This is a genomic window from Candidatus Deferrimicrobiaceae bacterium (genome assembly GCA_036504035.1).
Classification (GTDB): Bacteria; Desulfobacterota; Deferrimicrobia; order Deferrimicrobiales; family Deferrimicrobiaceae; genus JANXPS01.
The window spans coordinates 130,021-144,881 of the sequence record DASXVV010000012.1; the positions used below are offsets into that span (position 1 = coordinate 130,021).

A 14,861-nucleotide genomic window follows, 5' to 3' on the forward strand; every position below is an offset into this window, starting at 1 on the left:
GGGCATCTCCCTCCCGGCTCTTCCCTTATTTCACCGCATTCGCTCCGCCGCCGTTTCCTTTCCCCCTCGACACGAGCGACACCACCCCGAAGCTGACGAAGTAGAGCCCCAGCAGCGGCAGCGCCATGAGCGTCATGTTGTAGACGTCGGGCGTGGGGGTGATGACGGCGGCGGCCACGGTGCAGACCAGCACCGCGTGGCGCCAGCGCTTCTTGAAGAAGGCGGGCGTGAGCCACCCGGCGCGCGCCAGGAAATAGGCGACCAGCGGCATCTCGAACGCCAGCCCCAAAGCCAAAAGCATCGTCCCGACGAAAGAGACGAAGGTCCGGGCTGAGATGAACGCCCGCGTGCCGTCGGCCTCGAAGCTGACGAGGAACCCGATCCCCGCCGGCAGCAGCACCCGCCAGCACAGGATCGCGCCGGCCGCGAAGAGCGACGTCGCGATCAGGACGACCAGCCCGCCCATCCAGCGCCACTGCGGGAAGAGGCGCGCCGAGACGCCGCGCCAGACGAACCACACGCCGACGGGCAGCGACAGGTACAAGGCGGAATAGAACGAGAGGGAAAGCAGCGTGAGGAACGGCTCGGCCGGGTCGTAGGCGACCAGCTTCTTCCCCAGCAGCGGGAGCATCCGCGCGAGGATCGGTTCGGAGGCGAAGAAGCATCCGAGCGTCAGGACCAGGACGAGGACGAGGTAGATCGCGAGCCCTCGGCGGGCCTCGTCGAGCCCGTTGAGCACGGCCCGGACCCGGTCGGAGTCCAGCGCCATCACCCCACCGTGATCCAGGGGGGGCCGAATCGCAGCGTCGGCTGGGCATCGCCTACGGGGACGCCCTGCCCGTCTTTCCCGCAAGTGCCCAGCCCGAAGCCCAGGTCGCTGCCCACCGCGTCGATCATCATGAGCGCCTCGGGGCCGTTGCCCGTGATCGTTGCGCCGCGCACCGGTTCGCCCCGCTTTCCGTTCTCGATCCGGTAGCCTTCCGCCACCTCGAACATGAAGTCGCCGGTGACCGTGTTGACCTGGCCGCCCCCCATCCGGACGACGAACAGCCCGCGGTCGACGGGGGCGAGAACCGACTCGGGGGAGGATGCGCCGGGCAGGATGATCGTGTTGGTCATCCGCGGGATCGGCTTGTGCCGGTACGACTCGCGACGCCCGTTGCCGGTCGGGGCCGCGCCTTCCTTCATCGCCGAGAGCCGGTCGTGGAGGAAGCCCTTGAGCACGCCGTTCTCGACGAGCAGCGTCCGCTGCCCCGGTGTCCCCTCGTCGTCGATGCCGAACGAGCCGCGCTTCCCGGGGACGGTCGCGTCGTCGACGATGGTGACGAGCGGGCTTCCGACCGCCTTCCCCAGCGAATCCTTGTAGACCGACATCCCCTGCCGCGCGAGATCGGCCTCGAGCCCGTGGCCGATCGCCTCGTGCACCATCGTCCCGCCCGCCTCGGCGGAGAGGACGACCGGCATCCGCCCCCCGGGCAGCTTCGGCGCCGTCAGGTTGCGCAACGCGCGCCCCGCCGCGGTTCGGGCGAGCGTCTCGGGGACGAACTCATCGAGGAACTCGAAGCCGGCCGTGCCGCCCCCCGTCTCGTAGCCCATCGTGAGCCCGCCGTCGCCGCCCGCGATGCACTGGACCGTGAGCAGGGAATGCGTCTGGGCGTCGGAGGCGAACACGCCCGGGTGCGCCGCGACCTCGATCGTCCGCTCGATCTCGCCGTACGTGGCCCGCACCTGCCGCACTTTCGGCGATTCGCCGCGCGCGACCCGGTCCATCAACGCGGTGAGCGCCACCTTTTCCGCGATGCCGCGGGCCGCGGGCGAAACCCGGACGGGAGAGGGGTTCCGCGCCGCTGCCATCGACGCGGGCAGGGAAACGGGGACGCCGCCCCCTTCCGCGTAGCGGGCGAGGTCGTATGCCAGCCCAGTCAGCGTTTCCGCCCTGCATTCGTTGGCGTAAGCGTAGAAGGTCCGCCCGCCGACCAGCAGCCGGACGCCGACCCCGGAGTCGTTCCCGGCGGCGACCCGTTCGACGTTCCCGTCCTCGAACAGGATGTTCAACGCCCGGACTTCCTCGTAGAAAAGTTCCCCGTAGTCTCCGCCCCGCGAGAGCAGCGCTTTCAGGATGGGTGCCACGTCGATTCGGGAGAGCATCCGATGGCGTCCTTTCCGGAATGGGTATGTTGTATATATAATTGTAGAAAGAGTTGAATATCACTTCCGGGGTTCATGATGAAAGCCAAAGTTCCGGGCGTCCTCCTAGCCCTCCTGCTAGCCCTCTTGGTATTGGGAGGGGATGCCCTTGCCTTCCCTTCGAGTTTTAACGTGCTCGGCGCCACGCATGCCCGCGGGCGTGCCTATGCCGCGTTCCTCTCGGGCTACCTCGCTTATCGCGAGGGGCGGCTCGACGACGCCCTGACCGAATTCGGCAAGGCGCAGGAATACGCGGGACAGGACGAGCCCGAGATCCTGTTCGAGACGGCCAACATCCTGGTCAAGAAGGGGCGGCTCGTCGAGGCGGGCAAGATGCTCGGGCGGGTGCTCCAGGCCGACGACAACAACGTCCGGGCGCGCTACCTGCTCTCGGGCGTGCAGGCGGCGACGGGGCAAAAGGACAAGGCGTTGGCCGGCTACCAGCGGATCCTGGCCGACGACCTCGACAACGAGGAGGTCTACGTCAATGTCTCCACGCTCCTGGCCGACATGGGCGAGCCCGACAAGGCCGAGCAGCAGCTCACCGCCCTGATCGAGAAGTCCCCAAGGTCGTTCCTCGGGCACTATTACCGGGGCCGGTTGCGCGCTTCGCGCAAGATGTACCAGCCGGCGCTCGACGATTTCGACAAGGCGAACGAGATCCAGCCCGAATTCGACAGCGCGGTCATCGAGGGGGCGGCCGTCCTCGAGACGATGGGAAAGAACGCCGAGGCTGAGGCGCGCTACCGGAAGCTGCTCGCGTCCAACCCCAACAACCCGTTCGTGCGCGAGCGTCTCGGGCGGGTGCTGATCCTCGAGAACAAGATCGACGCGGCGGTGGGGCAGTACGAGGCGCTCAAGACGCAGTCCGGCAACAACGCCGATTTCAGGGGCAAGCTCGGGCTCCTCTATCTCGATCAGGGCCGCTACGACGATGCCGTCGTCGAGTTCCAGTTCGTCCTATCCACGCAGCCCGACAACCTGCAGGCACGTTTCTTCCTGGCGAATGCCTATGAGGGGAAGGGGGCGGTCGCGGAGGCCGAGACGCAGTACCGCGCCGTCACCGCCGATTCCCCCTACTACCGGGACGCGACGATCCACCTGGCCGCGCTGCTGCGACAGCAGAAGAAATACGATGAGGCGCTCAAGGTCGCCGAGGCGCTTCGGCAGAAGCAACCGGACGACATCGACCTCATGCTTTTCCAGGCCGGCATCCTCGAGGAAGCGAAACGGTACGAAGACGCGCTGTCGCTCCTCAAGCAGGCCTCCGCAAAGAACTCGAAGAATTCGGCCGTCTATTTCGCCATGGGCGTCATCCAGGACAAGATGGGGCGCTTCGACGATCTCGTCGCGTCGATGGAGGCGTCGATCGCCGCCGACCCGGGGAATGCGACCGCGCTCAACTACCTTGGCTACAGCTATGCCGAAAAAAACATCAAGCTCCCCGAGGCCGAGGCGCTGCTCGATCGTGCCATCAAGGTGCGGCCGGGCGACGGCTTCTTCCTCGATAGCCTCGCCTGGGTCTACTATCGCGAGGGCCGCTTCGACAAGGCCGACGAGACGATCCGGCAGGCGCTCGCCGCCATCCCCGACGACCCCGTTATCCTCGAGCACATGGGCGACATCCAGGTGGCGGTCGGCAAGTCGGCCGACGCAATCGCGTGGTACGAGAAATCGCTCGCCAAGGGGCCCGAGAAGCCCGAGCTGGTCCGCGAGAAATTGCAGAAGATCCAGAAGACGGAACCCGCCGGCAAGTGAGGCGGGCAACGGCCCTACTGGCCGCCGCGCTGCTCCTTGGGGGCTGCGCGGGGCGAGGTCTGCTCCCCGCGCCCGAAGCAGGCGAGGCCGCCCGGTTTTTCCAGGCCTCGGCCATGGGCGGATTCTCGTATCCCGCGATGTCTTCGTTCTCGGGCGTGGTTGAGGCCGGCGGCGAGGTGTACCCGTTCGTCGCGGGCGTCAATGCGCAAAGCGACGCCGACGAGAAAGTCGGGCTGTTCGACCCGCTGGGGCACGTCGTGATGCTGATCGCCGGCGACGGCGCCACGATCACGCTGACGGCCGGGCCGGCGGCGGGACCTTTGGCCCCGCTGGGGGGAAAGAAGGCGCCGGCGGAGGGACTCTCCCTCGGCCGCATCCTGTGGGGAGCTCCGGGCTACCCGGTCGGGCAGGGCGAGTTTCGCCGGGCGGGCGACGGCGGCTGGGAATTTTCCGACGGCCGGCAGACGCTGCGAACCGACCCGGGCCGCCGCTTCATCGCCGCCGCCGACTACAAGGTCGCCGGCCGATCGCTGGCGGTGGCCTATCCCGGGCGAGCGCTCGCGACGCCGCCCGGGCTCCTGAAGCTGGTCGTCCTCGATGCCAGGATCGAACTCCGGAGGGATATCGAATGAGCCGTTCGCTGTTGATCGCCGTCTTCGTGGCGGGCTTCCTGGTGTCGTCGTGCGGGAGCAAGAGCGACCCGTACACCTATCGCGAAGGCAGCATCGCCGACGTCAGCGGCTTCCTGTCCGCGGTGACTTCCGACTTCGCCTCCCACGAGGCCGCGGGATACGTCTTCAACGGGCTGGTCCGCTACGACAAGAACCTCAAGCTCGAGGGTGAGCTGGCCGACTCGTGGGACGTCTCCCCCGACGGCCTCAAGATCACCTTCCACCTGCGCAAGGGGGTCAAGTGGCACGACGGCGCCCCCTTCACGGCCGCCGACGTCCTGTTCACCTACCGGAAGATGATCGACCCGAAGACGCCCACGGCCTACGGCGAGGACTTCAAGCAGGTCAAGTCGGTCGAGACGCCCGACCCGCACACCGTGGTGGTCTCCTACGACAAGCCGTTCGCCCCGGCGCTCGCGTCGTGGGGCATGCACATCCTGCCGAAGCATTTGCTCGAGAAATACGACGACATCGCCAAGAGTCCTCTCAACCGGTCGCATCCGGTCGGTACCGGGCCCTACCGTTTCGTCGAGTGGAAGAGCGGCGCAAAGGTCGCCTTCGAGGCCAACCCCGACTACTTCGAGGGCAAGCCCGGCATTCCGAAGGTCGTCGTCCGCGTGATCCCCGACCAGGCGACGCAATTCCTTGAGCTCAAGTCCGGCGGTCTCGACTCGATGACACTCACCCCGCTCCAGTACGCGCGCCAGACCGAGACGCCCGAGTTCCGGAAGAAGTTCAACCGCTACCGCTATCCGTCGATGGGCTACAGCTACCTCGGCTTCAACCTGTCCAGCCCGCTCTTCTCCGACCGGCGCGTGCGGCAGGCGATCGCCACGGCGATCGACCGGAAGCAGATCATCCAGGGCGTGCTCTTCGGGCTGGGGCAGGAGGCGACCGGTCCGTACCTCCCCGGCACCTGGGTCTACAACCCGAACGTGAAGCGCTACCCTTACGATCCGTCGGTCGCGAAGGCGATGCTGGCCGAGGCGGGCTGGAAGGATGTCGACGGCGACGGCGTCCTCGAGAAAGACGGGAAGAAATTCACGTTCACGGTGCTCACCAACGCGGGCAACGAGAGCCGGTCCAAGGTGGCGGCGATCATCCAGCAGAACCTGGCGGCGGTCGGCATCAAGATGGAGATCCGCACGCTCGAGTGGGCCGCCTTCCTCAACGACTTCGTCGACAAGCGCAAGTTCGACGCGCTGATCCTGGGCTGGAGCATCACGCCCGACCCCGACCAGTTCGACATCTGGAGCTCGACCAAGACCGGCCCGAAAGAGCTCAACCACGTCGGGTTCCGGAACGCCGAGGTCGACCGGCTGCTCGAGGCGGGGCGGCGCACCTTCGACCAGGCCGCCCGCAAGAAAGCGTACGACCGCATCCAGGAGATCCTGGCCGAGGAGCTGCCCTACGTCTTCCTCTACGTTCCCGACGCGCTGCCCGCCGTGGCCGTGCGGTTCAAGGGGATCGAGCCGGCGCCCGCCGGCATCTCGTACAACTTCATCAAGTGGCGCATCGAGGAGGGCGCGGAGGGGAAGTCCGCGCTCACGCACTAGGGCGCGTCCCGGCATGTTCCGCTACATCCTGCGGCGTCTGCTGCTGATGCCCGTCATGGTGCTGGGGATCAGCATCATCTCGTTCGGCGTCATGCACCTCGCGCCGGGTGGGCCGGTCAGCCTCGCCTCCGACCTCAACCCCAAGGTCACCGCCGAGGCGCGGGCGCGGCTCAACGCCTACTACGGGCTCGACAAACCGCTCCACGTCCAGTACCTCAACTGGCTCTCCCGCGTCGCCCGCTTCGACTTCGGCGACAGCTTCGCGCCCGACGGCCGCAAGGTGTGGCACAAGATCCGCGAGCGGATCCCCGTGACGCTGTCGATCAACCTCCTGTCCGAGGGGCTCATCTTCCTGGTCGCGGTGCCCCTGGGGGTATACGCCGCGGTGCGGCGCGGCTCGTTGTTCGACAAGGCGTCGACGGTGACCGTCTTCGTCGGCTTCGCGATGCCAAGCTTCTGGCTGGCGCTGCTGCTGATGATCCTGTTCGGCGTCAAGCTCGGCTGGCTGCCGATCTCGGGCCTCGTCTCGCTCGAATACGACTCGCTCGATCTCGCGGGAAAGATCGTCGACCGGGTGCGCCACCTCGTGCTGCCTGTCTTCGTCGGCGCCTTCGGCGGGCTGGCGGGCTATTCGCGATTCATGCGTTCCACCATGCTCGAGACGATCCGTCAGGACTACATCGCCACGGCGCGTGCCAAGGGGCTGCGCGAGCGGGCCGTCGTCTGGCGCCACGCGCTGCGCAACGCCCTCCTGCCCGTCATCACCCTCCTGGGGCTGTCGGTGCCCGGGCTGCTCGGCGGCTCGGTCATCATGGAGTCGATCTTCGCGATCCCCGGGCTCGGCCAGCTCTTCTTCCAGTCGGTCATGTCGCGCGACTACCCGCTGATCCTGGCCGAACTCGTGCTCGGCGCCTTCCTCACGCTGCTCGGGAACCTGCTGGCCGATGTCGGCTACGCGGTGGCCGACCCGCGCATCCGGGCCGGAAACTGAAGATGGCGCGCGTCCACTCGCTGTTCGTCGACACGGCGCTGCGTCTCGCACGCAACAAGCTCGCGCTCGCCGGCGGCGCCGTGATCCTCATCCTGTCGCTGCTCTCCGCGTTCCCGTCGCTGGTCACCTCCGCCGATCCCTCCCGGATCGACACTGCCAACCTGCTCGCGCCCCCGTCGTCCGCGCACCCGCTCGGCACCGACGAACTGGGCCGCGACGTCTTGACGCGCATGATCCACGGGGCGCACATCTCGCTCCAGGTCGGATTCGTCTCGATGGGCATCGCGACCGCGATCGGCCTGCTCATGGGGCTTTCGGCCGGTTATTTCGGGGGCTGGATCGATGCGGTCATCAGCCGCTTCATCGACATCATGCTCTGCTTCCCCTCGTTCTTCCTCATCCTGTCGGTGATCGCCTTCCTGGGGCCCTCGATCTACAACATCATGGCGATCATCGGGCTCACGGGCTGGATGGGGGTCGCGCGCCTCGTCCGGGCCGAGACGCTCTCGCTCAAGGAGCGCGACTTCGTCGCGGCCGCCCGCGCGCAGGGTGCGGGGAGCGGCCGGATCATCTTCCGACACATCCTCCCCAACGCGCTGGCGCCGGTGCTCGTCTCCGCCACGCTGGGGGTGGCGGGCGCGATCCTCGTCGAATCGGGTTTGAGCTTCCTGGGCATCGGCGTCCAGCCGCCGACCCCCTCGTGGGGCAACATCCTGACTGCGGGCAAGGACAACATCGAGTCGGCCTGGTGGCTTTCGCTCTACCCCGGCCTCGCGATCCTCGTCACGGTACTCGGCTACAACCTGCTCGGCGAAGGCATCCAGGAAGCGGTCGACCCGCGGCTTACGGGAAGATGACGATGGCCGAACCGCTGCTCGACGTGCGCGACCTGCGGCTGTCCTTCGGGACGGAAGGGGGCCGCGTGCGCGCGCTGTTCGGCGTCTCCTTCGTGGTCGCGCCGGGCGAAACGCTGGGGCTCGTGGGCGAGTCCGGATGCGGCAAGTCGATCACCGCGATGTCGGTGCTCCGGCTGCTGCCGACGCCGCCGGCCCGGGTCGAGGAAGGCGCGATCCGGTTCCGGGGCCGCGACCTGCTCGCGCTCTCCGAGCGGGAGATGTGCGACGTCCGGGGCCGCGAGATCTCGATGATCTTCCAGGAGCCGATGACGTCGCTCAATCCGGTCCTGACCGTGGGCGAGCAGGTGGCCGAGGTGTTCACGGCGCACGGGCTCTGCGGGAAGAAGGAAGCCGCGGAGCGCGCCGTGACCTGGCTTTCCCGGGTGGGGATGCCCGACGCCGCCAGGCGCGCGGGGGAATACCCGCACCAGATGAGCGGCGGAATGCGGCAGCGGGCGATGATCGCGATGGCGCTGGCGCTCCGCCCCGCCCTGCTGATCGCCGACGAGCCGACGACCGCGCTCGACGTCACGATCCAGGCGCAGATCCTCGCGCTGCTCGGTGACCTGCGGCGCGCCGAGGGCATGGCGGTGCTGCTCATCACGCACGACCTGGGCGTGGTCCGCGAGTTCGCCGACCGCACCGCGATCATGTATCTCGGGCGCATCGTCGAGACGGGGCCGACGGCCGCGCTGTTCGCCGACCCCATCCATCCCTATACGCAAGGGCTTATGGCGTCGATTCCCGGCCGCTCCGAAGGGGTGCGGCGGCTGCCGTCGATCCCGGGCGCCGTGCCCGACCTGCACCATGTGCCGCCCGGCTGCCCGTTCTCCGATCGCTGCCCGTTCCGGCAGGCCGCCCTCGACGCCTTCCGCGGCGGGAAAGCCCCCGAGGACACGCTGGCGGTCTGCGACCGGGTCGATCCCCCGCTGGCCGAATACGCATCCGGTCATGCGGCGGCCTGCCATTACCAGGCGCGGGAACGGGGGCTCGCATGACCTCCCCGCTCCTCAGCCTCCAGGGACTCTTCAAGCATTTCCCGGTTCGCCGCACTTTCTTTTCGAACGAGACGGTTTCGGTCAAGGCGGTCGACGGGGTGTCGCTCGACGTTCCCGCCGGCAAGACGGTCGGGCTGGTGGGCGAGTCGGGCTGCGGCAAGACGACGCTGGGGCGGCTGGCAATCCGGTTGATCGATCCCGACGCGGGGAAGATCGAGTTCGAGGGGCAGGACATCACGACGCTGTCGGGCGAGGCGCTGCGGCGGCTGCGGCTGGGGATGCAGATCGTTTTCCAGGACCCGTACTCGTCGCTCAACCCCCGGATGCGGGTGCGCGATATCGTCGGCGAGGGGTGGCTGGTGCACGGGATCGCGCGCGGGGCCGAGTTGCGCGAGCGCGCCGAGCGGCTGCTGTTGCGGGTGGGGCTTCCGGCCGATGCGGCGGGCAAGTATCCGCACGAGTTCTCGGGGGGGCAGCGGCAGCGGATCGGCATCGCCCGCGCCGTTGCGCTCTCGCCCAAGTTGGTGGTGGCCGACGAGCCCGTCTCGGCGCTCGACGTTTCGGTACAGGCCCAGATCCTCAACCTGATGCGCGACCTGCAGGATGCGGACGGGATGGCCTACCTGTTCGTCTCGCACGATCTGCGGGTGATCCGCCACATGTGCGACACCGTTGCCGTGATGTACCTGGGGGTGATCGTCGAGCGGGCGCCCGCGGCCGAGCTTTTCCGGGAGCCGTTGCATCCCTACACGCGCAGCCTGCTTTCGGCGGCGCCGATGGCGGCCGGCGAGAAGCGGGAGCGGATCGTCCTTTCGGGCGAGATCCCCAGCCCGACCCACGTGCCCCCCGGCTGCCGATTCCACACCCGCTGCTTCATGGCGAAGCCTTCGTGCCGGGAAGTCGTCCCGACGCTCGACGACCGCGGCGGCGACCGTTTCGTCGCCTGCCCCTGGGTCTAAAAGAAGGCTTTGCCGCAGGCGGCGCGGAGGATCAGACCGGGGCGGCGGACGACGCCCTCGCCGGCGGTTTGTCGACGACCGGCGCGCGGCAATAGGGGCAGAAGTTCCATTCGGGCGACAAGACCTTCTTGCATTCGCGGCATGAGGATACGATCGAGGTCCCGCATGCCGGGCACAGCAGAAAATCGCTGCCCACGGGCATCTGGCAGTGCGGGCAGAAGGTCGAGAATTCGTCGTCGTTGTCGAGCACCCGCCCCAGCTCCTCGAGCGTCGTGAGCCCCGCCCGCACCTTTTCCATGCCCACCTGGCTGAGCGTCTTCATGCCGCGCCCCACGGCCGCATGGCGGATCTCGCCCTCGGGCGCGTTCGACGTGATCAGGTCCCGCAGTTGCGCCGTGAACGGCATGATCTCGTAGAGCCCCATCCGCCCTTTGTATCCCGTCCCGCCGCACGTCGGGCAACCGGTTCCGTGATAGAGCGCGACGTCCTTCGGCAACGCCGATCCCCAGCGGAGACGTTCGCTCTCGGTCGGCGGCGTCTCGGCCTTGCACTTGGAGCAGACGACGCGGACGAGCCGCTGGGCCAGGATGCCGAGGATCGAGGAGGCGATCAGGAAGGACGGGAGCCCCAGGTTGCGCAGCCGGGTGATCGTCGCCGCGGTGCTGTTGGTGTGAATGGTCGAGAGCACCAGATGCCCGGTGAGCGCCGCCTGGATCGCGATGTTGGCCGTCTCGGCGTCGCGCATCTCGCCGACCATGATGACGTCGGGGTCCTGGCGGAGCATGGCGCGCAGCATGCTGGCGAACGTCAGCCCGATCTTCTCCTGGACCGCCACCTGCGTCAGGCCGTCGAGCTCGTATTCGATCGGGTCCTCGACCGTCGTGATGTTGCGCGTGACGGTTCGCACCCGGTTGAGCAATCCGTAGAGCGTGGTCGACTTGCCCGACCCCGTGGGGCCGGTGACGAGCATGATGCCCTGGGGGGACTTGGCCATGTTCGTCAGCATCCGGAGGTCGTCCTCGCCGAAACCGAGCTGTTCCATCGGCATCTGTGCGGAGGAGGAGTCGAGGACCCGGATGACCACCTTCTCGCCGTAGGTCGCGGGAATGGTCGAGACGCGCAGGTCGAGCGACTTGGCGCCGATCTTGACGCCGATCCGGCCGTCCTGCGGCAGCCGCTTCTCGGCGATGTCGAGCTTGGCCATGATCTTCAGGCGGGAGATCACCGCCCCCTGCACCCACTTGGGCAGCTCCTGGGTCTTCCGGAGCATGCCGTCGACCCGGTTCCGGACGACGAGATTATGCTTGGCCGGCTCGACGTGGATGTCGGAGGCCCCGCTGTCGATCGCCTCGGCGATGAGCGCGTTGACCATCCGGATGATCGGGGCGGCTTCCGATTTCTTGACCAGGTCTTCGACGTCGGCGCCGTCGTTCCTGCCCCGGTCCTGGATGACCTCGACGCTCCGCTCGTCCTGGATATCCTTGAAGATGTTGTCGATCGAGGCCCCGAGGTGGTAGTGCTGGTCGATCGCCCAGAGGATGTCGGTGCGCGTGGCGATGAACGCCTTGATGGCGAAGCCCGATGCGAACCGGACGTCCTCGAGCGCCTCGAAGCTCAACGGGTCGGCCATCGCCAGGTGCAGCTCCTTGTGGATGAGCTGGAGCGGCATGATGAGGTGCTTGCGGGCGACCTTCTCGCCGATGATCTCGGTCGCGCTCGGTTCGATCGGGGTGTTCTGCAGGTCGACCATCGGGATGCCGAGCTGGATGGAGAGCGCCTGGGCAATCTCGACCTCGGTGGCCAATCCCTGGGAGACGATGAACTCGCCCAGCTTCCCCCGGCGGAACTTCTGCTCGGACAGGAGCCGGTTCAGGTCCTTCTCGGAAATGAGTCCTGTTTCTACGAGCAGCTCGCCCAAGCGCTTTTTTGCCATGAATCGCAGATTCCCTTCAACAGTATTAGCCCATCATACAAACAAGCGCCGTAGCGATGCAACGTCGCCGCGAAACCGGACCCCTTTCCTCGCATCCTACCGGGGAAGGGAGATGAATGTCATGATCAAGACGACGACCCGAGAAAAGAAGACCACCCGGGGCAAGGCGGCCATCAAGGCCGAGGCGTCGGGCCAGCTCAAGTGCCCCCGCTGCAACGGGGCCATGGTCAACGAACGGTGTCAGGACATGCTGACCGTGTTCTACGCCTGGCGATGCCTCAATTGCGGTGAAATCGTTGACGATGTCGTCAATCGGAACCGGGGCGTCGCCGAACCGCCGGCCAAGAAGCGGATGGCCAGTTAAGATGGCGGAATCATTGGTTTAATCCGCCCCTGCCTACGTTGACAGGCGGGGGTGATCATGATACTCTCCGAAGGTTCAACGGAGCGTGTGCTTTCCGTGCCTGCTCCGAATTTGACCCTTCAGAGGGAAACCCAGTCCATGTTCAATAATCTCCTCAAAAAGATCTTCGGCACCCAGAACGAGCGCCTCCTGACCCAGCTCCAGCCGATCGTCGAGCGGATCAACACGCTCGAACCGGCCGTCTCGGCGCTTTCCGACGAGAAACTGGCGGCGCGCACCGTCGAGTTCCGCCAGCGCATCGACAACGGCGAAGATCTCGATTCGCTGCTGCCCGAGGTGTTCGCGACCGTGCGCGAGGTCGGGAAGCGCACCCTCGACATGCGCCATTACGACGTCCAGCTCATCGGCGGCATGATCCTCCATTCCGGCAAGATCGCCGAGATGCGCACCGGCGAGGGGAAGACGCTCGTCGCCACGCTGCCGGTCGTGCTCAACGCGCTGCCGGGCAAGGGCGTCCACCTGATCACCGTCAACGACTACCTGGCCAAGCGCGACGCCGAATGGATGAGCGCGATCTACCGGTTCATGGGGCTGTCCACGGGCGTCGTCGTCCACGGGCTCGACGACGACGAGCGGCAGGCGGCTTATCGCGCCGACATCACCTACGGCACCAACAACGAGTTCGGCTTCGACTACCTGCGGGACAACATGGCGATGAGCCCCGAAGAGATGGTCCAGCGGGAACTCAACTTCGCCATCGTGGACGAGGTGGACTCCATCCTCATCGACGAGGCCCGGACCCCGCTGATCATCTCCGGCCAGGCCGACCAGCCGACGGAGCTGTATTACACGGTGGCCAGCCTCATTCGCCGGCTCCGCCCGGAGGAGGACTTCACCGTCGACGAGAAGGCCCACACCGCGACCCTGACCGACGTGGGCATGGAGAAGGTGCAGAAGACCCTCAAAGTCGACCTCTACGACGAGGAGAACATCGAGCTGAACCACCACGTCCAGGCGGGCCTCAAGGCTCACACGCTGTACAAGCGGGACGTGAACTACATCGTCAAGAACGGCGAGGTCGTGATCGTCGACGAGTTCACCGGACGGCTGATGCCGGGCCGGCGCTGGAGCGACGGCATCCACCAGGCGGTCGAGGCGAAGGAGGGCGTCCAGATCCAGCGGGAGTCGAAGACCCTCGCCACGATTACCTTCCAGAACTTCTTCCGCCTCTACGACAAGCTCGCCGGCATGACCGGGACAGCCGCCACCGAGGAGTCCGAGTTCCGCAAGATTTACGGGCTGAACGTGGTCGTCATCCCGACCAACAAGCCGATGATTCGGGTGGATAACCCCGACGTGGTGTACAAGACCGAGAAGACGAAGCTCGAAGCGGTGATCGAGGAGATCAAGGAGTGCAACGCCAAGGGCCAGCCGGTCCTGGTCGGGACGCGCTCAATCGAGATGTCGGAGCGGGTCGGGGGGATGCTCAGCCGCACCGGCATCAAGAACTTCGAGATCCTGAACGCCAAGAATCACGAGCGTGAGGCGGACATCATCGCTCAGGCCGGGCGGTTCGGGGCGGTGACCATCGCCACGAACATGGCCGGGCGAGGCACCGACATCCTCCTGGGCGGCAACCCGGAGTACGCGGCCAAGCGGCGGCTCAAGGAGGAAGGCTTCACCCACGAGATGATCCGGGAGGCCACTGAGGGCGGGCCGGACGAGACGGGACTACCGCCGGAACTCCAGCGGGTGAGGGATCGCTACCTCGAGCTGCTGGCGGCCGAGCAGGCTCGGGCGGAGGCGGAAAAGAAGAAGGTCGTGGCGGCAGGCGGGCTGCACATCCTGGGCACGGAGCGCCACGAGTCCCGCCGCATCGACAACCAGTTGCGCGGTCGGTCCGGCCGCCAGGGCGACCCGGGCTCCTCCCGGTTCTACGTCTCGATGCAGGACGAACTGATGCGGCTCTTCGGCGGCGACCGGGTCACCGGCATCATGGAGAAGCTGGGCTGGGACGATGACCTGCCGATCGAGGCGAACATCATCGCCCGGCAGATCGAGAACGCTCAGAAGCGGGTCGAGGCCCACAACTTCGACATCCGCAAGAACGTCCTGGAGTACGACGACGTCCTGAACCAGCAGCGCCACGCTATCTACGACATGCGCCGGCGGGCTCTGGAGAAGCAGGACCTCGGCGAGGACGTGGAGGCGATCCTGGAGCACGTGGCCCTCTCAGCGCTCGATGCCTACGCCGGGGAGAAAGTGTACCCGGAGGAGTGGGACCTGGAAGGACTCGCCGAACACTTGAACCAGCACCTCGCTTTGCCAGAGCCGGTGAAGGGTGAGGCTCTGGAGACCCGGGACCGGGCCGTGCTCAAGGAGACTCTCCTGGAGACGCTGCACGACGCCTGGGAGTCTCGCATTTCGCAGTTCGGGGCGGAGCCGATGAACGCGGTGGCCCGCTGGGTCCTGCTGCAGATCATCGACCGGCGCTGGCAGGACCACCTGACCATGATGGACGACCTGCAGGAAGGGATCGGCCTGGTGG

12 protein-coding genes are annotated in these 14,861 nt (G+C 66.9%); 9 read left to right on the forward strand and 3 right to left on the reverse strand.

Going from position 1 to position 14,861, the window contains the following annotated elements; genetic code table 11:
• Positions 1-25: 25 nt before the first annotated feature.
• Positions 26-769 carry a twin-arginine translocase subunit TatC gene (tatC, locus tag VGK27_10945; GenBank protein HEY3490620.1) on the reverse strand — a complete coding sequence of 248 codons (744 nt, stop codon included), beginning with the start codon at positions 767-769 and terminating at the stop codon, positions 26-28.
• Entirely contained in the window at positions 769-2,148 is a 1,380-nt protein-coding gene (locus tag VGK27_10950) for a TldD/PmbA family protein (protein HEY3490621.1), read from the reverse strand. Before VGK27_10950 ends, tatC begins: the two co-directional genes overlap by 1 nt.
• Positions 2,149-2,226: 78 nt before the next feature.
• On the opposite strand from VGK27_10950, the gene VGK27_10955 reads away from it, so the two are divergent.
• Genes VGK27_10955 through VGK27_10985 form a run of 7 tightly spaced genes read left to right on the forward strand, consistent with a single transcriptional unit; the run spans position 2,227 to position 10,016 of the window.
• The gene (locus VGK27_10955; GenBank protein HEY3490622.1) at positions 2,227-3,945 is read left to right on the forward strand and encodes a tetratricopeptide repeat protein; all 1,719 of its coding nucleotides are present in this window, start codon (positions 2,227-2,229) and stop codon (positions 3,943-3,945) included.
• Positions 3,942-4,577, forward strand: coding sequence for a hypothetical protein (locus tag VGK27_10960; protein ID HEY3490623.1), 636 nt, complete (start codon positions 3,942-3,944; stop codon positions 4,575-4,577). Before VGK27_10955 ends, VGK27_10960 begins: the two co-directional genes overlap by 4 nt.
• Positions 4,574-6,172: a peptide-binding protein gene (locus VGK27_10965; GenBank protein ID HEY3490624.1), complete on the forward strand. Its 1,599-nt coding sequence runs from the start codon at positions 4,574-4,576 to the stop codon at positions 6,170-6,172. The genes VGK27_10960 and VGK27_10965 overlap by 4 nt, the downstream gene beginning before the upstream one ends.
• A gap of 13 nt (positions 6,173-6,185) precedes the next feature.
• Positions 6,186-7,163, forward strand: a complete 978-nt coding sequence (locus tag VGK27_10970; GenBank protein HEY3490625.1) for an ABC transporter permease — start codon at positions 6,186-6,188, stop codon at positions 7,161-7,163.
• A gap of 2 nt (positions 7,164-7,165) precedes the next feature.
• Positions 7,166-8,020, forward strand: coding sequence for an ABC transporter permease (locus VGK27_10975; protein HEY3490626.1), 855 nt, complete (start codon positions 7,166-7,168; stop codon positions 8,018-8,020).
• 2 nt (positions 8,021-8,022) lie between these two features.
• Positions 8,023-9,057 (forward strand): ABC transporter ATP-binding protein, encoded by a 1,035-nt coding sequence (locus tag VGK27_10980; protein ID HEY3490627.1) that lies wholly within the window; start codon positions 8,023-8,025, stop codon positions 9,055-9,057.
• The gene (locus tag VGK27_10985) at positions 9,054-10,016 is read left to right on the forward strand and encodes an oligopeptide/dipeptide ABC transporter ATP-binding protein (protein ID HEY3490628.1); all 963 of its coding nucleotides are present in this window, start codon (positions 9,054-9,056) and stop codon (positions 10,014-10,016) included. The genes VGK27_10980 and VGK27_10985 overlap by 4 nt, the downstream gene beginning before the upstream one ends.
• A gap of 31 nt (positions 10,017-10,047) precedes the next feature.
• Here the strand turns inward: VGK27_10985 and VGK27_10990 are convergent, their stop codons facing one another.
• Positions 10,048-11,949 carry an ATPase, T2SS/T4P/T4SS family gene (locus VGK27_10990; GenBank protein HEY3490629.1) on the reverse strand — a complete coding sequence of 634 codons (1,902 nt, stop codon included), beginning with the start codon at positions 11,947-11,949 and terminating at the stop codon, positions 10,048-10,050.
• A gap of 121 nt (positions 11,950-12,070) precedes the next feature.
• Here VGK27_10990 and VGK27_10995 point away from each other — a divergent pair, with 121 nt between their 5' ends.
• On the forward strand, positions 12,071-12,313 hold the full coding sequence (locus VGK27_10995) for a hypothetical protein (GenBank protein ID HEY3490630.1): 243 nt from the start codon (positions 12,071-12,073) through the stop codon (positions 12,311-12,313).
• 138 nt (positions 12,314-12,451) lie between these two features.
• On the forward strand, positions 12,452-14,861 hold a 2,410-nt coding region (gene secA, locus VGK27_11000; protein ID HEY3490631.1), incomplete at its 3' end, for a preprotein translocase subunit SecA.